Below are 20,789 nucleotides of genomic sequence, written 5' to 3' on the forward strand. Positions count from 1 at the left end.
TACTTCCCGTGTGTGGCGCCGCCGTGGGGCATGACTAGCTGACCGAGTAATGCAGGGTGGACTGCTCCAACTGCATATCGAAAAGCGCCCTGTCGTTCGCGGGGAGGGCGCGCAACTGGGCGGAGATGACGAAGCTGAGCCGATTCACCATGCCCGCTTCGGCGCGCAACGTGACCCGCACCTTGACCAGGCGCGGTTCATGGCGTTCGATGGCGTCGCGCAGGCGGAGGCAGATTTCCTTTCTGTCCTCGCTGTCGGATTGGCACAGTTGGGCGAAGTCCGTCAGGCCGAAATTGAGAATGGAGCGCTGACAGAGTGGCAGGGCGGCCAAGTCGCCTTCTGGAAAGGCGACGCGTGTGTTGAGCAGTGCCTCCAGGTCGCGTGCGATCGCACGCTTGAGCTGTTCCGCCGAGAACCGCCCGGCGCCTTCATGCAGGCCGGAAGCGCCAGATGGGGCGGTGAGCCTGTCCCATACGCTGGATGTGAATTCTCCTGTGCTTATCCGCTCCATACGCTGCCCACCTTTCGCTTTCGCCGTCTGAGGCCCAAGCAATTATTGGACGTACGTCAGGCGTATGTTCTGCGATGACGCAACAATCCATCGTGGTCAATGTCAACGGCGGCGCTTCCCACGCTCCGCGGGAGCGATGACGGGCTTCCAGATTACAATGCTCGGCTTCGATGCGTACCGTGCAATTTGCCACTTCAAAGGAGATGTCGTGACTTTCCCTTCGTTCCTCGCCAGCCAGCGCTGGCTGAACCCCGCGCTGGCATTGAGCTGCGCCGCGCTGTTATTGCTGGCGATGCCCGCGCATGCGGCGCAACCCGCCGCGCCGGCCACCATGCGCCTCGACTATCTGCACACCGGCAACGCCAGCGCCGAGCAGTACGCGATCGAACGCGTCGTGATCGAACCGCTGGCGTGGCCGGGCAACATGGCGCGCACGGTGGACGACACGGACCGCGGCGTCAACAAGGTCGAAGTGGTGGACAAGGCCAGCGGCAAATTGCTGTACTCGCGCGGCTTTTCCACCGTGTTCAACGAGTGGCGCTCGACGGCCGAAGCGGAGAAGACCAATCGCGGCTTCGAGGAATCGGTGCGCTTCCCCCGGCCTGAACATCCCGTCACCGTGCGCATCCTCAAGCGCGACGACAACAACGCCTTCACGCTGGCCTGGAGCACGGAGCTGGACCCGGATGCGCCGGACGTGGTGCGCAAGCAGGAGCCGTCGGCGCTGCGTCCTATCCCCATCCGCGTGAGCGGCCCGTCGCCCGACAAGGTCGACCTGCTGATCCTCGGCGACGGCTACACGGCCGGCGAAATGAAGAAGTTCGAGGCGACGGCGCGCCGCATGGCCGACCAGTTGTTCTCCGTGTCGCCATTCCGCGAGCGGGCCGGCGATTTCAACGTGTGGGCGCTGGCCGCGCCGACGCCGGAATCGGGCGTCTCGCGCCCGTCCACGGGCGTGCACCACGCCTCGCGCCTGGGCACGCGCTACGACATCTTCGGCAGCGAGCGCTATGTGCTGGCCACCGACAACCGCGCCCTGCGCGAACTGGCGCAGAACGCGCCCTACGAATTCATCGAGATCCTGGTCAACAACGACACCTACGGCGGTGGCGGCATCTTCGGCCAGTTCAGCACGGCGGCGGCCAACAGCGATTGGGCCAAGTACCTGTTCATCCACGAGTTCGGCCACCACTTCGCCGGGCTGGCCGACGAGTACTACACGTCGCCGGCCGTGTACCAGCCCGGCGGCGCGCGGGTCGAACCTTGGGAGCCGAACGCCACGGCCCTGCGCGATCCGGCCAATGTGAAGTGGAAGAAGTTCGTGGCGCCGGGCACCGCGCTGCCCACGCCGTGGCCGAAGGCGGAATTCGAAGCCTATTCGCGCGACATCCAGCAGCAGCGCGCGGCGCTGCGCAAGGCGCAACGGCCCGAGTCGGAGATGAGCGCCCTGTTCAGGCGCGAGCTGGCACACGAGGAGGAGCTGTTCTCGCGCGCGCCCGCGCGGCACGCGGTGGGCGCGTTCGAAGGCGCCAACTATGAAGCGACCGGCTATTTCCGGCCGCAGCTGCAGTGCATGATGTTCGACCGCAGCGACCAGTTCTGCACCGTGTGCCAGGACGCGATCAGCACCATCATCGACCTGTATTCGCGGCCGGCGCCACGCTGAAGGGCCGGCCGCTGCCGTCAGGAAATTGTCGAGCTTGGTTAAGTAACGCACAGAGCGGCAATGGTGCGACCCTTAACCTGCACTTCGCTTAACTGAACCTTAAAAAGGAGTGAAGATGACTAAATTGATGACCGCCCTGCTGGCCTCCGTGCTGGCCACCGCCGCCTACGCCCAAGGCCCCGCCGCACAGCATACGGAGGCCGCGCAAGCGGCCGCACCGGCAGCTGCGCCGGCGGCGCCCGCCGCATCCGTGGCCCCGGCTGCCCAGGCGCAACCGGCACCGGCAGCCGCCCAGGAAGATGCCAACGCCGCCGCCGTCAAGGCCGATGCGACCGACATGAAGGCGGCCGCCCGGGCCGAGCAACCAGCCATGGACGCCAAGCCGGACGCCGCGCAAGCGAAAGCCAAGACCAAGGCCAAGCACCACCGCACCAAGGTCGCCAAGGCGGAGCAGCAAGAGACGATGAAGTAAGCCCTTCTAGCGTCGCAATAAAGAAACCGGGGTCAGGTCATGCGATCACGCAAGATGCGTGATCGCATGACCTGACCCCGGTTTTTATTGTGGCAGCCGATCAGACGATGGCGGTCAGCGTCTCGGGCTTGATCTTCGAGGCCAGCGGCTTGCCCTTGCGGGCGCGCTTGCCGATGTGGCCCAGCAGCGTTTCACCGACCACGCGCAGTTCCTGCGGCTTGGCGCCCCGGCCGATGCCGTTCACCAGCACGCCTTTCTGGCTGATCGGGCGGGCCGCCACCAGGCTTTCCTTGGCGTCGAGCTCCATCAGGATCACGCCACGCCCGCCGTTGGCCAGCGTCTTCATCTCGTCCAGGCCGAACACCAGCAGGCGCGCGCCTTCCGATACCACCGCCACGGCGTTGGCCGTGGCCGGCACCACGGCCGGCGGCAGAGGCAGGTCGCCCTCGTCGAGCGTGATGAAGGCCTTGCCGCCCTTGATCCGGCTGACCATGTCGCCGGCCTTGGCCAGGAAGCCGTAACCGGCCGTCGTGGCCAGCATCAGCTGGGTGGTGGCCGGTCCGGCGTAGTAGTGCTGGATGCGCGCGCCACCGGCCAGATCAACCAGCGTGGTGATCGGCACGCCGTCGCCGCGCGCGTTGGGCAGGGCCGCCACCGGCACGGAATAGACCTTGCCGTTGTTGCCGAAGCCGAGCAGGGTGTCGACCGTGCGGCATTCGAAGGCACCGTACAGCGCGTCGCCGGCCTTGAACGTGAACTGGGTCGCGTCGTGGCCGATGCCGGTGCGCGCGCGCACCCAGCCTTTTTCCGAAATGATGACGGTGACCGGTTCGTCCACCACCTTCTGCTCGGCCACGGCCTTCTGCGCTTCTTCGATCAGCGTGCGGCGCGCGTCGCCATACAGCTTGGCGTCCGCTTCGATCTCGCGGATGATCAGACGCTTCATCGACGACGGGTTGTCGAGCAGGTCTTGCAGCGTTTGTTTTTCCTTGCGCAGCTCGGCCAGTTCCTGCTGGATCTTGATCGCTTCCAGGCGGGCCAATTGGCGCAGGCGGATTTCCAGGATGTCTTCGGCCTGGCGGTCCGACAGCTTGAAGCGCTCGATCAGGGCCGCCTTCGGTTCGTCCGAATTGCGGATGATGTGGATCACCTCATCGATGTTGAGCAGGATGGTCTCGCGGCCCTCCAGGATGTGGATGCGGTCGTCCACCTTGCCCAGCTTGAACTTGGTGCGCCGGGTCACGGTCTCGAAGCGGAAGTCGATCCACTCCTGCAGGATGTCGCCCAGGCCCTTCTGGCGCGGACGGCCGTCGCCGCCGATCATCACCAGGTTGATCGAGGCCGACGTCTCGAGCGAGGTGTGGGCCAGCAGCATCAGCATGAATTCGGTCTGGTCCTGGTTCTTCGACTTCGGTTCGAACACCAGGCGCACGGGCGCGGCGCGGCCCGATTCGTCGCGGATGGTGTCGAGCGAATTGAGGATCAGCGACTTCAACGCCAGCTGCTCCGGCGACAGCGCCTTCTTGCCCAGCTTGACCTTGGGATTGGTCAGCTCCTCGATCTCCTCGAGCACCTTCTGCGACGAGGTGCCGGGCGGCAGTTCCGTGACCACGGCCTGCCACTGGCCGCGCGCCAGTTCCTCGATCTTCCAGCGGGCCCGCACCTTCATGCTGCCGCGGCCGGTGGCGTACATGTCCTGGATCTGCGCGGCCGGCGTGATGATCTGGCCACCGCCGGGGAAGTCCGGGCCGGGGATCATCGCCATCAGCTCGTCGTGGCCGATCTTGGGGTTGCGGATCATGGCCACGGTGGCCTGCGCCACTTCGTTCAGGTTGTGCGACGGGATCTCCGTGGCCAGGCCGACGGCGATGCCGGAGGCGCCGTTCAGCAGCACCATCGGCAGGCGCGCCGGCAGCAGCGACGGCTCCTCGGACGAGCCGTCGTAGTTGGGCTGGAAGTCCACCGTGCCGAGGTCGATCTCGTCGAGCAGCAGCCTGGCGATCGGGGTCAGGCGCGCTTCCGTGTACCGCATCGCGGCCGCGCCGTCGCCGTCGCGCGAGCCGAAGTTGCCTTGGCCGTCGATCAGCGGGTAGCGCAGCGAGAAGTCCTGCGCCATGCGCACCAGCGCGTCGTACACGGACTGGTCGCCGTGCGGGTGCAATTTACCGAGCACGTCGCCGACCACGGTGGCCGACTTGCGCGGCTTGGCCGTGGCGTTCAGCCCCAGTTCGTTCATCGAGTACAGGATGCGGCGCTGCACGGGCTTCTGGCCGTCGCACACGTCGGGCAGGGCGCGGCCCTTGACGACGGAGATGGCGTAATCGAGGTAGGCCCGCTCGGCGAAGGTGGACAGGGTCAGCGTTTCGCCGCCGTCGGTGGGGCCGCCGGGCGTGCCCGCCTCGTCCGGTTCCGGCAGGGGTTCGTCAAAGAGATTAGCTTGAGTCATGGTCTAGTCGTTGTGTATTCGGGGGATCAGATGTCGGCTTCGGCTTCGTTGCCGTGTTCCTCGATCCAGGCGCGGCGGGCGGCCGCCTCGCCTTTCCCCATCAGCATGTTGAAGCGGGCGGCCGATTCCGTGTGCGCGTATTCGCCCAGCGCCACCGGCAGCAATCGCCGCGTGTCCGGGTTCATGGTGGTTTCCCACAGCTGTTCGGCGTTCATCTCGCCCAGGCCCTTGAAGCGGGAGATGGCCCAGGCGCCGTCCTTCACGCCGTCCTTGCGCAGCTTGTCCTCGATGGCCACCAGTTCGCCGTCGTCGAGCGCGTACAGCTTCTGGATCGGCTTCTTGCCGCGCGCCGGCGCGTCCACCCGGTAAAGCGGCGGGCGGGCGATGCAGATGTGGCCCTTGGCGATCAGCGCCGGGAAGTGGCGGAAGAACAGCGTGAGCAGCAGCACCTGGATGTGCGAGCCGTCCACGTCCGCATCGGACAGGATGCAGATCTTCCCGTAGCGCAGGCCGGACAGGTCGGGCGTGTCGCCGACCGTGTGCGGATCGACGCCGATGGCCACGGCGATGTCGTGGATCTCGTTGTTGGCGAACAGGCGGTCCTTGTCCGTCTCCCACGAGTTGAGCACCTTGCCGCGCAGCGGCAGGATGGCCTGGAATTCCTTGTCGCGGCCCATCTTGGCCGAGCCGCCGGCCGAGTCGCCCTCGACCAGGAACAGTTCATTGCGCTGCACGTCCGACGATTCGCAGTCGGTCAGCTTGCCCGGCAAAACGGCCACGCCGGACGATTTTTTCTTCTCCACCTTCTGCAGCGAGCGCAGACGCGACTGGGCCTGTTTGATCACCAGTTCGGCCAGCTTCTTGCCGTATTCGACGTGCTGGTTCAGCCACAGTTCCAGCGGCGGCTTGGCGAAGGTCGACACCAGGCGCACCGCGTCGCGCGAGTTCAGGCGCTCCTTGATCTGGCCCTGGAACTGCGGGTCCAGCACCTTGGCCGACAGCACGAACGAGACGCGCGCGAACACGTCCTCGGGCAGCAGCTTGACGCCCTTGGGCAGCAGCGAGTGCATCTCGACGAAGTTCTTGACGGCGCCGAACAAGCCTTCGCGCAGGCCCGATTCGTGGGTGCCGCCGTTCGGGGTGGGGATCAGGTTCACATACGATTCGCGCACCACGGCGCCTTCCTCGGTCCACGCCACCACCCAGGCCGCGCCCTCGCCCTCGGCGAAGCCCTCCGCGTCCGGGCCGGCGAACTGCGCGCCCTCGAACAGGGGGATCACGGTCTCGCCGTTCGAGCACTGGGCCAGGGCTTCGGTCAGGTAGCCGCGCAAGCCCTCGTTGTACTGCCAGGTCTGGGTGTCGCCGGTCTTGGCGTTGGTGAGCGTGACGGACACGCCCGGCAGCAGCACGGCCTTGGAGCGCAGCAGCCGTTGCAGCTCGACCTGCGAGATCAGCGGCGAATCGAAGTATTTGGGGTCGGGCCAGGCCGTGACGCGGGTGCCGGACTTCTTGCCGTCGCGCGGCGCGGGCGCCGACGACAGCGGTTCGACCACGTCGCCGTGCTCGAAGGCCAGCTTGTGCAGGCCGCTGCCGTCCGGCTCCTTGCGCCACACCATGATCTCGAGCCGCTTCGACAGCGCGTTGGTGACCGACACGCCGACCCCGTGCAGGCCGCCCGAGAAGGCGTAGGCGCCGCCCGAGCCCTTGTCGAACTTGCCGCCCGCGTGCAGGCGCGTGAACACGATCTCCACGGTCGGCACGCCTTCCTCCGGGTGCAGGCCGACCGGGATGCCGCGGCCGTCGTCCTCCACGGTGATGCTGCCGTCCGCGTTCTGCGTCACGACGATGTTCTTGCAATGGCCGCCGAGCGCCTCATCGGAGGCGTTGTCGATCACCTCCTGGATGATGTGCAGCGGATTCTCGGTGCGGGTGTACATGCCCGGGCGTTGCTTGACGGGCTCCAGTCCCTTGAGGACGCGGATGGATGATTCGCTGTAGTCGGATGCGGGTTTTTTAGTGGCCATACGTGGTCAGGCTTGTCAATTCGATACTGGGTTTATGTACAGGTTTAAGCAAACGCCTGCGTATTCTATCCTCAACGGGCCGCCATGGTGGCATTCGCGCGGCCGGGATGGGGCACAAATTGTGGTTAAATGGGGAAAACAGCAGGTTCAGACATGGTTATGCCCAACACGCCGATCCCGACTCCGATGCCCACCGGGCGTTTTCCGTTCGCCGTGCGCCTGCTCGGCTTCGCGCCGGACGAGGCGCAAACCTTGGCGGCCCAGCTGGCGGGCGCGCCCGCGCCGGGGCCGGCGTATTTTTGCCTGTCCGAACACAGTTTGCAAGAGCCGGACCTGCTGATCGCCAACGGCGACGACCTCAAGGCGCTGGCCGCGCTGTCGGCGCTGGCGGCCGGCGCCATCCGCCCGGCCCTGATCCTGGGCACGCCCGCGCTGGCCCTGCCTTACGCCACCCTGGAACGTCCGCTCGACTGGGACGCCGTGTACGCGGAACTGGCGCAACTGGTCGCGCGCCGGGCCGACGCCCTCGCCAAGCTGACTGCGGCCGGCATGCCGCCGCTGCCCGAACGGCGCCGGCGCGAACGGCTGGACCTGGACCTGACCGACCCGGCCGACTACGCGGCCATGCGGCGCCAGCCCGCGCGCGGCACGGTGCTGGTGGTGGACCACAACGCCACCTTCGCCACCCATCTGGGCAGGCTGCTGCAGCCGCTGGGGATACCCGTCGAGTGGGCCGGCAGCGAGACGGAGGCCGTGCTCACCTGCGGCGCGCGGGCCGTGTCCGTGGCGCTGATCCACACGGCCATGCACCTCGATCCGTATCTGCTGTGCGCCGAGCTGCGGGCCAGCGGCGGCCCGTTGCAGCCGGCCGTGGTGCTGCTGGTGGCGCCGCCGTTCGTGTACGACGCGCGCAAGGGCAGCGCCGCCGGCGCGGAAGGCATCCTCGACCTGCCGGTGGCGGACCCGCTGCTGCGCGCGGCCATCAAGAAGCTGATGGGCATGGCCTGACACGGCCCGCCCGCGTGCGCGTTTTGCGCAACTAAATGGTTGCATTTCTCCGTTGCGTGTCCTATCCTGATCTTGCAACCAGATGGTTGCCTATCAACCGCAGACGAATGGAAAGGAGAACCGCAGCATGACTACCGCATCGGAAACCGACCGTATCGAACGCAGCATCCTCATCAACGCCAGCCGCGCCAGCGTGTGGCGCGCCCTGTCCGAGGCCGAGCAATTCGGCGTCTGGTTCGGCGCCGACATGAAGGGCCAGCGCTTCCAGCCCGGCCAGCGCGCGCGCGGACGGATGACCTCGGAAGGGATGGAGCACATCTTCCTCGACGTGGTGCTCGACCGCATCGAACCGCAGGACTTGTTGTCATTCCACTGGCATCCGTACCCGATGGACCAGACCATCGATTACACGCAGGAGCAGCCCACGCTGGTGACGTTCACGCTCAAGGACGCGCCGGGCAATGGCATCTTGCTGACGGTGGTGGAAACGGGCTTCGACCAGATCCCGCAGCACCGGCGCCGCAAGGCGTTCGAGATGCACTCGGAGGGCTGGGTGTACCAGCTCAAGAACGTGGAACGCTATGTCAGCCAATAGTGCGCAAAGGTCGCAACAGGGCGGCACGGCCGGCGCGGGTGGGGCGGCGGCTTCGTCGGACCCATCGCTGGCCCATGTGTTCGCGGCCCTCGGCGATCCCACCCGTTTGAAACTGGTGTCCGCGCTCAGCGCCGGCGGCGCCCTGTCGATCGCCCAGCTGACCCAGGGCACCGACATCAGCCGCCAGGGCGTGACCAAGCATCTCAACGTGCTGGCCGAGGCGGGCGTCGTGCGCGACGTCCGGCTCGGCCGCGAGCGCTTGTGGCAGCTGGAGTCGGCCAGCATCAACGACGCCCGGCGCGCGCTGGACGCCATCGGCCGCGAATGGGAACAAGCGCTGTCGCGCCTCAAGCGCTTCGTCGAGAAGGACGACTGATCGTGGCGGTATATCAAGGGTGACTCTGGCCACTGCGGCGCCCCCGCCGTAGATACCTACCTCGTCGTCTATTTTTCGGGAGGTGCTCTAAGACGGCTAAAGCGGGCTACTCAAGTCTAATTTCGAGGAGATTGAGCTAATCAACTCTATTGCAGTCTAATTATCAGGAACTAGTCCCAAGAATTAGACCACTTTAGAGCGGAGAGCAAGTTCCTATCGCTACTTTTAGAGCGAATTAGAGCCGGTTTGGAGCGTTCCAGAGTGTTCTAGCGCGTTCTAGACCAAATTAGCCTGATGTAGAGCTTTTAGACCGGGGGGGCACCATGAGCTACTCTATCCCCGTCCACTTGCCGCACGACGCGTTCCAAACGCTCACGGCATACACGGGCGAGCCTTGATTTTTTTACGGCTTGTTTACACCCGCTCCCCGAGTCTTTACACCACTTTTAGATCGGTCCCGATAACCTGCTCACTGTCAAAACAAGACTCGTGAGGGGCGAAATGGATATGGTTTTTGTTGGTGCGATCGTGGCCTTCCTGGCCGTGACGGTGGCCTTTGCCGCCGGCTGCGACAAGCTGGGAGGCCAACAATGAACACCTTTTATGTGATCGGAGCGCTGGCCTCGGCCGGTCTGCTGGTTTATCTGGTGCTGGCGCTGTTGAAAGCGGAGGACCTGTGATGACCATGCAATCGTTACTGTTGCTGGCGCTGTTCCTCGTCGTGCTGCTGGCGCTGGCCTACCCGTTGGGCATCGTGCTGGCGCGCGTGGGCGAGGGTGCCCCCGTCCCCGGCCTGGGCTGGCTGGGGAAGGTGGAACAACTGCTGTACCGCGCCGCCGGCATCGTGGACCGGAACCGCAGCGACGGCAGGGTCGAAGGCCAGGGCTGGAAAGCCTACGCCGTGGCCCTGCTGACGTTCAATGCGCTGGGCGCGCTGGCCGTGTACGGCCTGCAGCGCGTGCAGCAATGGCTGCCCCTGAATCCGCAGGCCATGGCCAATGTCAGCCCCGACTCGGCCTTCAACACGGCCGTCAGCTTCGTCTCCAACACCAACTGGCAAGGCTATGGCGGCGAACAGGCCATGAGCTACCTGACCCAGATGCTGGCGCTGGCGGGTCAGAACTTCTTCTCGGCCGCCACCGGCATCGCCGTCGCGTTCGCGCTGATCCGCGGCTTCTCGTCGCGCTCGGCCAAATCGATCGGCAACTTCTGGGCCGACATCACCCGCTCCACGCTGTACGTGCTGCTGCCGCTGTCGCTGGTGTTCGCCGTGTTCCTGGTGGGGCAGGGCGCGATCCAGAACTTCTCGGCCTACAAGGAAGTGACCTTGCTCGACCCCGTCACCTACACCCAGCCGAAAGCGGGCGCCGACGGCCAGCCGCTGAAGGACGCCAACGGCGAACCGCTCACGGAGACGCTGACGACCACCACCCAGACCATCGCCATGGGCCCGGTCGCGTCGCAGGAGGCGATCAAGATGCTGGGCACCAACGGCGGCGGTTTCTTCAACGCCAATTCCTCCCATCCATACGAGAACCCTACGCCGCTGAGCAACTTCTTCCAGATGATCGCCATCTTCCTCATCCCGGCCGGCCTGTGCTTCGCGTTCGGCCGCATGGTGGGCGATGAGCGCCAGGGCTGGGGCGTGCTGGCCGCGATGACGCTGCTGTTCGTCGTCTGCGCGGTGGCCGTGATGGGCGCCGAACAGCAAGCCCACCCCGCGCTGCAGGCGCTGGGCGTGGACCAGCAGATGAGCGCCCTGCAGGCCGGCGGCAACATGGAAGGCAAGGAGACCCGCTTCGGCATCAGCGCCTCGACCCTGTTCGCCGCCGTCACCACGGCCGCCTCGTGCGGCGCCGTCAATTCCATGCACGACTCGTTCATGCCCCTGGGCGGCATGGTGCCCATGCTGCTGATCCAGTTCGGCGAAGTGATCTTCGGCGGCGTGGGCTCGGGCCTGTACGGCATGCTGATCTTCGCCATCCTGGCCGTGTTCATCGCCGGCCTGATGATAGGCCGCACCCCGGAATACCTGGGCAAGAAGATCCAGTCGTACGAGATGAAGATGACCTCGATCGCCATCCTCGTCACGCCCACGCTGGTGCTGGCCGGCACCGCCATCGCCGTGCTGACGGCGGCCGGCAAGGCCGGCATCGCCAACCCTGGCGCGCACGGCTTCTCGGAGATCCTGTACGCGTTCAGCTCGGCCGCCAACAACAACGGCAGCGCGTTCGCCGGCCTGTCCGCCAACACACCGTTCTACAACACCATGCTGGCCATCGCCATGTGGTTCGGCCGCTTCGCCATGATCGTGCCGATCCTGGCCGTGGCCGGTTCGCTGGCCGGCAAGAAGCGGCTCGAGGCCAACGCCGGCACCATGCCCACCCACGGCCCCATCTTCATCGGCCTGCTGGTGAGCGTGGTGGTGCTGGTCGGCGTGCTCAATTACGTTCCGGCGCTGGCGCTCGGCCCCGTGGTCGAACACCTGCAGCTGTTCGCCCGTTAATCTCAGGAGCTCAAGATGTCACACACGCAAACATCTCAACAAGGGATGACGCTCTTTACCAATCCGCCCGCGAAGAAGATCAAGCTGCTCGATGCCGCGCTGGCGGTGCCGGCCATCGTGGACGCGTTCAGGAAGCTGAGCCCGCGCACCCAGCTGCGCAGCCCCGTGATGTTCGTTGTCTACGTGGGCAGCATCATCACCACGCTGCTGTATGTGCAGTCGCTGGTGGGGCAGGGCGAGGCGCCGTCCGGCTTCATCCTGGCGACCTCCGTCTGGCTGTGGTTCACCGTGCTGTTCGCGAACTTCGCCGAAGCGCTGGCCGAGGGCCGCAGCAAGGCGCAGGCGGCCTCGCTGCGCAGCCTGAAGCAGACCGTCACGGCCAAGAAGCTGGCCAGCCCCAAGCACGGCACCACCTGGCTGCCGCAGTCGGCCACCGAGCTGCGCAAGGGCCACTACATCCTGGTCGAGGCGGGCGACGTGATCCCCATCGACGGCGAGGTGATCGAAGGCGTGGCTTCGGTCGACGAGAGCGCCATCACGGGCGAATCGGCGCCGGTGATCCGCGAATCGGGCGGCGACTTCTCGTCCGTCACGGGCGGCACCCGCGTGTTGTCGGACTGGCTGGTGGTGAAGGTGACGGCCAATCCCGGCGAGACCTTCCTCGACCGCATGATCTCCATGGTGGAAGGCGCCAAGCGCCAGAAGACCCCCAACGAGATCGCGCTGACCATCCTGCTGGTGGCGCTCACCATCGTTTTCCTGGTGGTGACGGTGACGCTGCTGCCGTTCTCGCTGTTCTCGGTGGCCGCGGCCAAGGCGCTGGGCATCGCCAGCAGCCCGATCTCCATCACGGTGCTGATCGCGCTGCTGGTGTGTCTGATCCCGACCACCATCGGCGGCCTGTTGTCGGCCATCGGCGTGGCCGGCATGAGCCGCATGATGCAGGCCAACGTGATCGCCACCTCGGGCCGCGCGGTGGAGGCGGCCGGCGACGTGGACGTGCTGCTGCTCGATAAGACCGGCACCATCACGCTGGGCAACCGCCAGGCGTCGGCCTTCTTCCCCGCGCCGGGCGTGACGGAGCAGCAGCTGGCCGACGTGGCGCAACTGGCCTCGCTGGCCGACGAGACGCCGGAAGGGCGCAGCATCGTGGTGCTGGCCAAGCAGCGCTTCAACATCCGCGAGCGCGAAATGGGCGCGCTGCACGCCACCTTCGTGCCGTTCTCCGCCAACACCCGCATGAGCGGCGTGGACATCGGCGAGCGCGCCGTGCGCAAGGGCGCGGCCGACACGGTCAGGAAGCACGTCGAGGCGCTGGGCATGCCCTATCCGCCCGAGGTGACGCGCGCGGTGGACGACGTCTCGCGACGCGGCAGCACGCCGCTGGTGGTGGTGGACGGCGGCCGCGTGATGGGCGTGGTCGAGCTCAAGGACATCGTCAAGGGCGGCATCAAGGAGCGCTTCGCGGAACTGCGCCGCATGGGCATCAAGACCGTGATGATCACGGGCGACAACCGGCTGACGGCGGCCGCCATCGCCGCCGAGGCGGGGGTGGACGACTTCCTGGCCGAGGCCACGCCCGAGGACAAGCTGAAACTGATCCGCAGCTACCAGGCCGAAGGCCGGCTGGTGGCCATGACGGGCGACGGCACCAACGACGCGCCGGCGCTGGCCCAGGCCGACGTGGCCGTGGCCATGAACTCGGGCACCCAGGCCGCCAAGGAGGCGGGCAACATGGTGGACCTCGATTCCAACCCCACCAAGCTGCTCGAGATCGTGGAGATCGGCAAGCAGATGCTGATGACGCGCGGCTCGCTGACCACCTTCTCGATCGCCAACGACATCGCCAAGTACTTCGCCATCATCCCGGCCGCGTTCGTGGGCACCTATCCAGCCCTGAAGGCGCTGGATGTGATGCACCTGGCCAGCCCCGCCTCGGCCATCATGTCGGCCGTGATCTTCAACGCGCTCATCATCGTGTTCCTGATCCCGCTGGCGCTCAGGGGCGTGCGCTACCGCGCCATCGGCGCCGCCGCCCTGCTGCGCCGGAACATCTGGATCTACGGCGTGGGCGGCGTCGTCCTGCCGTTCGCCGGCATCAAGCTGATCGACGTGGTGCTGGCCATGTTCCACCTCGTCTAACCGTCCGCCCCGTCCCGCGCGCGCGGGACGGGGCATGCCCATACACACTCTGGAGTCATCATGTCTTCCACCATCCGTCCCGCCGTCGTCCTGTTCGGCGCCCTGACCATTATCTGCGGCGTGCTCTATCCGCTGGCCGTGACCGGCGTGGGCGCCGCCGCCTTCCCGGCCCAGGCCGGCGGCAGCATCGTCGAAGCCGGCGGCAAGCCGGTCGGCTCCGAATTGATCGGCCAGGCCTTCTCGTCGCCCAAATACTTCTGGGGCCGCCCATCCGCCACCAGTCCCATGCCCAACAACGGCACCGGTTCCGGCGGCTCCAACCTGGGTCCCAACAACCCGGCCCAGGTGGACGCCGTCAAGGGCCGCATCGCCGCCTTGCGCGCTGCCGGTCCCGGCAACCCGCTGCCGATCCCGGTCGACCTGGTGACGGCCTCCGGCAGCGGCCTCGATCCCGAGATCAGCCTGGCCGCCGCCCAGTACCAGGCGCGCCGCGTGGCGGCGGCCCGCCGGCTCGATCCGGCCCGCGTGTTCGCGCTGATCGCGGACCACCGCCAGAGCCAGCATCTGGGCTTTTTCGGTGAAGCGCGCGTCAACGTGCTGGCGCTGAATCTGGCGCTGGACGCGGAATCGCGACAGAAGCGTTAAACTGGCCGTTGCTGGCCATGACAACAGGACGCCATGTTCCCCAACGATAGCGAACGACCCGACCCGGACGCCTTGCTGGCGCAAGTGCAAGCGCAGGAACGCAAGGCGGCGCGGGGCAAGCTGCGCATCTATTTCGGCGCTTCGGCCGGCGTGGGCAAGACCTACGCCATGCTGGCGGCCGCCCGCAAGCTGCGGGCCGACGGCCAGCCGGTGCTGGTGGGCGTGATCGAGACCCATGGCCGCAGCGAGACGGCCGCCATGCTCGAGGGGCTGGACGTGCTGCCGCTGCGCCAGATCGCCTATCGCGGCAAACAGCTGGCTGAATTCGACATCGACACGGCGCTGGCGCGCCGCCCGCCGCTGATCCTGATCGACGAGCTGGCCCACGCCAACGCGCCCGGCTCGCGCCATCCCAAGCGTTGGCAGGACGTGGAGGAATTGCTGGACGCGGGCATCGACGTGCTCACCACCGTCAACGTCCAGCACCTCGAAAGCCTGAACGACGTGGTGGGCGGCATCACCGGCATCCGTGTGGCCGAGACCCTGCCCGACACCGTGTTCGACGAGGCCGACGAGGTGGTGCTGGTCGACTTGCCGGCCGATGAACTGCTGGCCCGCCTCAAGGGCGGCAAGGTGTACCAGCAACAGCAGGCCGAGCGCGCGTCGCGGAATTTTTTCCGCAAGGGGAATCTGATCGCGCTGCGCGAGCTGGCGCTGCGCCGCACGGCCGACCGTATCGAGGACGACGTGCGCGCCTACCGGGTCGAGCAGGCTATCGGCGACATCTGGAAGACCGGCGCCACGCTGCTGGCCTGCGTGGGGCCGCATCCCGGCGCCGAGCACACGGTGCGCAGCACGGCGCGCCTGGCCAGCCAGCTCGGGTCGGCCTGGCACGCCGTCTATGTGGAGACGCCGGCCCTGCAACGGCTGCCGGCCGCCCGGCGCGAATCCATCCTGAACACGCTCAAATTGGCCGAGAGCCTGGGCGCCACCACGGCCGTGCTGTCGGACCGGGACGTGGCCGTGGCCATCGCCGACTACGCGCGCGGCCACAACCTGTCCAAGATCGTCATGGCGCGCGCCCGGCGGAGGCGCCGTCCGTGGCACCGTTCGCAACTGCGCCGCGTGGCCGAGTACGCGCCCGAGATCGACCTGATCGAGGTGGCCGCCCAGCAGCGGGACGGGCCGGACGGGCAGGGCGCGTCCGCGCGCGCGCGGGCCGAGCCGGACGGCGACCTGGAACCGGACGAGGGCAGGCGCCTGGCCCCTTACGTGTGGGCCGGCGCCGCCAGCCTGGCAACGGCGCTGGCGGCCACGCCCATGCTGGCCTACCTGGACCTGGCCAACATCGTCATGCTGTTCCTGCTGGCCGTGCTGCTGGTGGCCGTGCGCCTCGGGCGCGGCCCGTCCGTGGTGGCCACCTGCGTCAGCGTGGCGTGCTTCGACTTCTTCTTCGTGCCGCCCCGTTTCACGTTCGCCATCTCCGACCTGCAATACCTGGTCACGTTCGCCGTCATGCTGGCCGTGGGCGTGATCACCGGCCATCTGACGGCCGGCCTGCGCTTCCAGGCCCACGTGGCCTCGCGCCGCGAGGCCCGCTCGCGCGCGCTGTACGAGTACGCGCGCGCGCTGTCCGGCGCGCTGCAGACGGAGCAGATCTTCGAGATCACCCAGCGTTTCATCCAGGGCGCGTTCCGGGCCCGCGCCACGCTGCTGGTGCCCGACGCGGACGGCCGCCTCAAGCTGCCGCCGCAGGACCCGTCCGACGCCGCCGCCATGGCCCACATGGCCGTGTTCGACCGGGGTATCGCCCAGTGGGCGTTCGACCATGCCGAATGCGCGGGCCTGGGCACGGACACGCTGCCGGCCAGCCGCATCTTCTACCTGCCGCTGGTGGCGCCCATGCGCACCCGCGGCGTGCTGGCGATCCAGCCCGAGCACCGGCGCTGGATCATGGTCCCGGAGCAGCGCCAGCACCTCGACACCTTCGCCACCCTGGCCGCCATCGCGCTCGAACGCGTGCACTACATCGAGGTGGCGCAGGACGCGCTGGTGAACATGGAATCGGAACGGCTGCGCAATTCGCTGCTGGCGGCCCTGTCGCATGATCTGCGCACGCCGCTCACGTCGCTGGTGGGCATGTCCGAATCGCTGGCCGCGTCGCGCCCGCCGCTGGCGCCGTCCCAGCTGGCGCAGGCCAACGCGCTGCACGACGAGGCCAGGCGCATGGGCGCCCTGGTCACCAACCTGCTCGACATGGCCCGCATCCAGAGCGGCGAGGTGACCTTCAACCTGCAGTGGCAGCCGCTGGAGGAGGTGGTGGGCAGCGCGCTGCGCGCCAGCGGCCCGCAACTGGCGGCGCACGTGGTGGCCACCCGGCTGGCGCCGGACCTGCCGCTGCTGCGTTTCGACGCCGTGCTGATCGAACGGGTGCTGTGCAACCTGCTGGAGAACGCCGCCAAATACACGCCGCCGGGCAGCCACGTGGCGGTGGCCGCCGAGCCGCGCGGCGCGTGGGTCGACGTCATGGTCTATGATGACGGCCCCGGCCTGCCGCACGGGCGCGAGGAGGCCATCTTCGAGAAATTCACGCGCGGCGAACGCGAGTCGGCCAAGCCGGGCGTGGGACTGGGGCTGGCCATCTGCCGCGCCATCGTCGAGGCCCATGGCGGCAGGATCGACGCCGCGCCATCGCCGGCCGGCGGCGCCGCCTTCGTGTTCTCGCTGCCGGTGGGCAGTCCGCCGCCACCGCCGGAGCCGGAGCCGGAACCCGAACGACAAGGACGCACCGATGAATGAGACCATGCCGACCGCGCTGCTGATCGAGGATGAGCCGCAGATCCGCCGCTTCGTGCGCGGCGCGCTGGAGGACGAGGGCTGGCACGTGCACGAGGCGGCCACGCTGCAGCGCGGCCTGATCGACGCCGGCACCCGCAAGCCCGACCTGGTGGTGCTGGACCTGGGCCTGCCCGACGGTGACGGCGTGGAACTGATCGCCGACCTGCGCAAATGGTCGGCCGTGCCCGTGATTGTGCTGTCGGCCCGCGCCAACGAGGCCGACAAGATCCGCGCGCTCGACGCCGGCGCTGACGATTACCTGACCAAGCCGTTCGGCATGGGGGAACTGCTGGCGCGGGTGCGCGCCACGCTGCGCCGCCAGCGCCAGCCCGCCGGCGGCGGCGATGTGGTGCGCTTTGGCGCCGTGGAGGTGGACCTGCCGAACCGGCGCGTCACGCGCGCCGGCCAGAACGTGCATCTGACGCCGACCGAATACCGGCTGCTGGCCGTGCTGGTGGCCAACGCGGGACGGGTGATGACCAACCCCCAGCTGCTGCGCGCCGTGTGGGGGCCGTCGCAGGCCGAGAACGGCCACTACCTGCGCATCTACATGGGCCACCTGCGCCACAAGCTGGAGGACGATCCCACCCAGCCCCGCCACCTGCTGACGGAAACGGCCGTCGGCTACCGCCTGCAGCTACCGGCCTGACGGGCGGGGGCGCGCCCCATCCGCCTCATTTGCTCAGCGTGCGCATGGCCCGCTCCAGCCCCTCGATGGTGAGCGGGAACATGCGGTTGTTCATCAGCTGGCGGATGATGGAGACGGACTGGCGGTACTGCCAGATGCCCTCCGGCTCCGGGTTCAGCCACACGAACTTGGGGAAGGCGTTGGTGAAGCGGGCCAGCCATTCCGAGCCCGCCTCCTCGTTGTTGTACTCGACCGAGCCGCCCGGCTGCAGGATCTCGTAGGGACTCATGGTGGCGTCGCCGACGAAAATGAGCTTGGTGTCGGGCGGGTACTTGCGCAGCACGTCCCAGGTGGCGAAGCGTTCCGCGTGGCGACGCCGGTTGTTCTTCCACAGGTGGTCGTACACGCAGTTGTGGAAGTAGAAGAACTCCATGTTCTTGAACTCCGTCTTCGAGGCCGAGAACAATTCCTCGGTGCGCTCGATGTGGTCGTCCATGGTGCCGCCCACGTCGAACAGCATCAGTACCTTGACCTTGTTCTTGCGCTCGGGGCGCATCTTGATGTCGAGGTAGCCGGCGTTGCTGGCCGTGGCGCGGATGGTGGCGTCGAGCGCCAACTCCTCCTCGGCCCCCTCGCGCGCGAACTTGCGCAGCCGGCGCAGCGCCACCTTGATGTTGCGCGTGCCCAGTTCGCGTTCGCCGTCGTAGTCCTTGTAGGCGCGCGCCTCCCACACCTTGACGGCCGTGCGGTTGCCGCCCTTGCCGCCGATGCGCACCCCTTCCGGGTTGGTGCCGCCGTGGCCGAACGGCGAGGTGCCGCCCGTGCCTATCCACTTGCTGCCGCCCTCGTGGCGCTCCTTCTGTTCCTTGAGCAGTTCCTGGAGCCGGTCCATCAGCTTGTCGTAGCCGAATTTCTCGAGCTGGGCGATCTGCTCGTCGGTCAGCTCGCGCTTCATGCGCTGCACCAGCCAGTCGAGCGGGATGGCGCTGTTGGTCTCGAAGGCGCCGTGGATGCCCTTGAAGTACTGGCCGAATGCGCGGTCGAACTTGTCGAAGTGGGCCTCGTCCTTGACCAGCGTCAGGCGCGACAGGTAGTAGAAGTCGTCCATCGACGGCGCGATGACGTTCTTCTGCATCGCTTCGAGCAGGGTCAGGAACTCCTTGATCGTGACGGGGATCCTGGCGTCCTTGAGGGTGAAGAAGAAATCGATCAGCATGATGGTCAGCGTCCCCCCTGGTGCAGCTTGTACTGCAGGTGGGCTTTGATCTCGGGCCACTCGCCGCGCACGATGCTGTACATGACGGTGTCGCGCACGGTGCCGTCGCGGCGCAGCGCGTGGTGGCGCAGCACGCCGTCGCGCTTGGCGCCGAGCCGTTCGATGGCGCGTTGCGACGTGTGGTTGAAGTTGTCGGTGCGCAGGCCGACCACGGCGCAGCCCAGCGCGTCGAACGCGTGGCCGAGCAGCAGCAGCTTGCAGGTGGTGTTGACGTGGCTGCGCTGGCGGCTGCGCGCGTACCACGTGTAGCCGATCTCGGCGCGGTCCAGTTCCGGCACGATGTCGTGGAAGCTGGTGCTGCCCATCACGGCGCCGCTGGCCGCGTCGATCACGGCGAAGGCGAACCGCGACGGGCGCATGGCGATGGCCTTGTCGATATAGGCGTCCGTCTCCTCCGGCGCCGGCACCGAGGTGATGCGCAGCTGCCACAGTTCGCCGTCGGCGGCGGCCGCGCGCAGGCCGTCGGCGTGGTGCGGCGCCAGCGGTTCCAGCCGCACGCCGTTCCCTTCCAGCGTGACGGGGGTGAACGATTGCAGGGCGGCGTTCATCAGCGGTTGGTCCGGGCCATGTACACCAGGCGCTCGAACAGGTGGATGTCCTGTTCGTTCTTGAGCAGGGCGCCGTGCAGCGGCGGCACGATGGCCTTGGCGTCCTGGCTGCGCAGGGCCTCGGCCGGGATGTCCTCGGCCATGAGCAGCTTGAGCCAGTCGAGGAATTCGGAGGTGGACGGCTTCTTCTTCAGGCCCTGCACGTCGCGCACCTCGTAGAACGTCTGCAGGGCCTGGGCCAGCAGCTCGCGCTTGAGGTTCGGGTAGTGCACGGCCACGATCTGCTCCATCGTGTCGCGGTCGGGGAATTTGATGTAGTGGAAGAAGCAGCGGCGCAGGAAGGCGTCCGGCAATTCCTTCTCGTTGTTGGAGGTGATGATGACCAGCGGGCGGTGCCTGGCCTGCACCATTTCGCGCGTCTCGTACACGTAGAACTCCATGCGGTCCAGTTCGCGCAGCAGGTCGTTGGGGAATTCGATGTCGGCCTTGTCGATCTCGTCGATCAGCAGCACCACCGGCTCGGGCGCCGTGAAGGCCTGCCACAGCACGCCCTTGACGATGTAGTTGTGGATGTCGCGCACGCGCTCGTCGCCCAGCTGCGAATCGCGCAGGCGCGACACGGCGTCGTACTCGTACAGGCCCTGCTGGGCCTTGGTGGTCGATTTGATGTGCCACTGCATCAGCGGCATGTTGAGCGCGGCCGCCACCTCCTCGGCCAGCATGGTCTTGCCGGTGCCTGGCTCGCCCTTGATCAGCAGCGGACGCTGCAGCGTCAGCGCCGCGTTGACGGCCAGTTTCAGGTCGTTGGTGGCGACGTAGTTGTCGGAACCCTCGAAGCGCGGGGCGGGTGCTTGGTTGGCGTGCATGGGTGGCGGTCTCACTGTGGAAAGGGGGATCGATGCTGCGTGTCGCAGATGTTATCGTCGAAGTATAAGACAGTTCGCTAGAGGCCGCCCTCAAAGCGGGGTGGGAACAATGCGCCACGCCTAGCGAAGATCGGCCGGTTTGTCCATGATTCTAGATAGACTATGGAAACATTCTTGGGTTAGAATCGGCGATTGATAGCGCAAAAGTTAAGATTTGCGCTTGGGCTGTATCCGATTCCAAC

Annotated in this window: 17 protein-coding genes; 11 read left to right on the plus strand and 6 right to left on the minus strand. The window is 67.1% G+C overall.

The window, feature by feature from the left end; genetic code table 11:
* Positions 1-34 precede the first annotated feature (34 nt).
* The gene (gene tssE / locus AC1RQG_RS03575; RefSeq protein WP_493128395.1) at positions 35-511 is read right to left on the minus strand and encodes a type VI secretion system baseplate subunit TssE; all 477 of its coding nucleotides are present in this window, start codon (positions 509-511) and stop codon (positions 35-37) included.
* A gap of 292 nt (positions 512-803) precedes the next feature.
* On the opposite strand from tssE, the gene AC1RQG_RS03580 reads away from it, so the two are divergent.
* Entirely contained in the window at positions 804-2,177 is a 1,374-nt protein-coding gene (locus tag AC1RQG_RS03580) for an IgA Peptidase M64 (RefSeq protein WP_493129261.1), read from the plus strand.
* Positions 2,178-2,292: 115 nt separating this feature from the next.
* A complete protein-coding gene (locus tag AC1RQG_RS03585; RefSeq protein ID WP_493128397.1) occupies positions 2,293-2,649 on the plus strand; it encodes a hypothetical protein in 357 nt (118 codons plus the stop codon).
* 100 nt (positions 2,650-2,749) lie between these two features.
* On the opposite strand, the gene parC is transcribed toward AC1RQG_RS03585, so the two are convergent.
* Positions 2,750-5,095, minus strand: a complete 2,346-nt coding sequence (parC, locus tag AC1RQG_RS03590; protein WP_493128399.1) for a DNA topoisomerase IV subunit A — start codon at positions 5,093-5,095, stop codon at positions 2,750-2,752.
* A 26-nt stretch (positions 5,096-5,121) separates the two neighbouring features.
* Positions 5,122-7,119, minus strand: coding sequence for a DNA topoisomerase IV subunit B (locus AC1RQG_RS03595; protein WP_493128401.1), 1,998 nt, complete (start codon positions 7,117-7,119; stop codon positions 5,122-5,124).
* A 153-nt stretch (positions 7,120-7,272) separates the two neighbouring features.
* Here AC1RQG_RS03595 and AC1RQG_RS03600 point away from each other — a divergent pair, with 153 nt between their 5' ends.
* The 9 genes from AC1RQG_RS03600 to kdpE all read left to right on the plus strand — a co-directional run bounded on the left by AC1RQG_RS03600 (position 7,273) and on the right by kdpE (position 17,878).
* The gene (locus tag AC1RQG_RS03600) at positions 7,273-8,127 is read left to right on the plus strand and encodes a response regulator (RefSeq protein WP_493128403.1); all 855 of its coding nucleotides are present in this window, start codon (positions 7,273-7,275) and stop codon (positions 8,125-8,127) included.
* 127 nt (positions 8,128-8,254) lie between these two features.
* The gene (locus AC1RQG_RS03605; protein ID WP_493128405.1) at positions 8,255-8,722 is read left to right on the plus strand and encodes an SRPBCC family protein; all 468 of its coding nucleotides are present in this window, start codon (positions 8,255-8,257) and stop codon (positions 8,720-8,722) included.
* Entirely contained in the window at positions 8,709-9,098 is a 390-nt protein-coding gene (locus AC1RQG_RS03610) for an ArsR/SmtB family transcription factor (protein ID WP_493128407.1), read from the plus strand. Before AC1RQG_RS03605 ends, AC1RQG_RS03610 begins: the two co-directional genes overlap by 14 nt.
* Positions 9,099-9,688: 590 nt before the next feature.
* A complete protein-coding gene (locus AC1RQG_RS03615; RefSeq protein ID WP_182166162.1) occupies positions 9,689-9,778 on the plus strand; it encodes a potassium-transporting ATPase subunit F in 90 nt (29 codons plus the stop codon).
* A complete protein-coding gene (gene kdpA, locus AC1RQG_RS03620; RefSeq protein WP_493128410.1) occupies positions 9,778-11,604 on the plus strand; it encodes a potassium-transporting ATPase subunit KdpA in 1,827 nt (608 codons plus the stop codon). The genes AC1RQG_RS03615 and kdpA overlap by 1 nt, the downstream gene beginning before the upstream one ends.
* A gap of 45 nt (positions 11,605-11,649) precedes the next feature.
* Entirely contained in the window at positions 11,650-13,746 is a 2,097-nt protein-coding gene (gene kdpB / locus AC1RQG_RS03625; protein WP_493129263.1) for a potassium-transporting ATPase subunit KdpB, read from the plus strand.
* A gap of 60 nt (positions 13,747-13,806) precedes the next feature.
* Complete coding sequence (gene kdpC, locus AC1RQG_RS03630) at positions 13,807-14,391, plus strand: potassium-transporting ATPase subunit KdpC (protein ID WP_493128412.1); 585 nt, start codon at positions 13,807-13,809, stop codon at positions 14,389-14,391.
* Between the two features lie 33 nt (positions 14,392-14,424).
* Entirely contained in the window at positions 14,425-17,190 is a 2,766-nt protein-coding gene (kdpD, locus tag AC1RQG_RS03635; RefSeq protein WP_493128414.1) for a two-component system sensor histidine kinase KdpD, read from the plus strand.
* A complete protein-coding gene (gene kdpE / locus AC1RQG_RS03640) occupies positions 17,183-17,878 on the plus strand; it encodes a two-component system response regulator KdpE (protein ID WP_493128416.1) in 696 nt (231 codons plus the stop codon). The genes kdpD and kdpE overlap by 8 nt, the downstream gene beginning before the upstream one ends.
* Positions 17,879-17,903: 25 nt before the next feature.
* Here kdpE and AC1RQG_RS03645 read toward each other — a convergent pair whose 3' ends face one another.
* The 3 genes from AC1RQG_RS03645 to AC1RQG_RS03655 are packed head-to-tail and all read right to left on the minus strand — an operon-like array spanning position 17,904 to position 20,547.
* On the minus strand, positions 17,904-19,073 hold the full coding sequence (locus AC1RQG_RS03645; RefSeq protein ID WP_493128418.1) for a vWA domain-containing protein: 1,170 nt from the start codon (positions 19,071-19,073) through the stop codon (positions 17,904-17,906).
* Positions 19,074-19,078: 5 nt separating this feature from the next.
* Entirely contained in the window at positions 19,079-19,681 is a 603-nt protein-coding gene (locus AC1RQG_RS03650) for a GNAT family N-acetyltransferase (protein WP_493128420.1), read from the minus strand.
* Positions 19,681-20,547 carry an AAA family ATPase gene (locus tag AC1RQG_RS03655; RefSeq protein WP_493128422.1) on the minus strand — a complete coding sequence of 289 codons (867 nt, stop codon included), beginning with the start codon at positions 20,545-20,547 and terminating at the stop codon, positions 19,681-19,683. The genes AC1RQG_RS03650 and AC1RQG_RS03655 overlap by 1 nt, the downstream gene beginning before the upstream one ends.
* Positions 20,548-20,789: the final 242 nt, after the last annotated feature.

It is taken from the genome of Rugamonas sp. GW822-FHT03B10, from assembly GCF_058801745.1.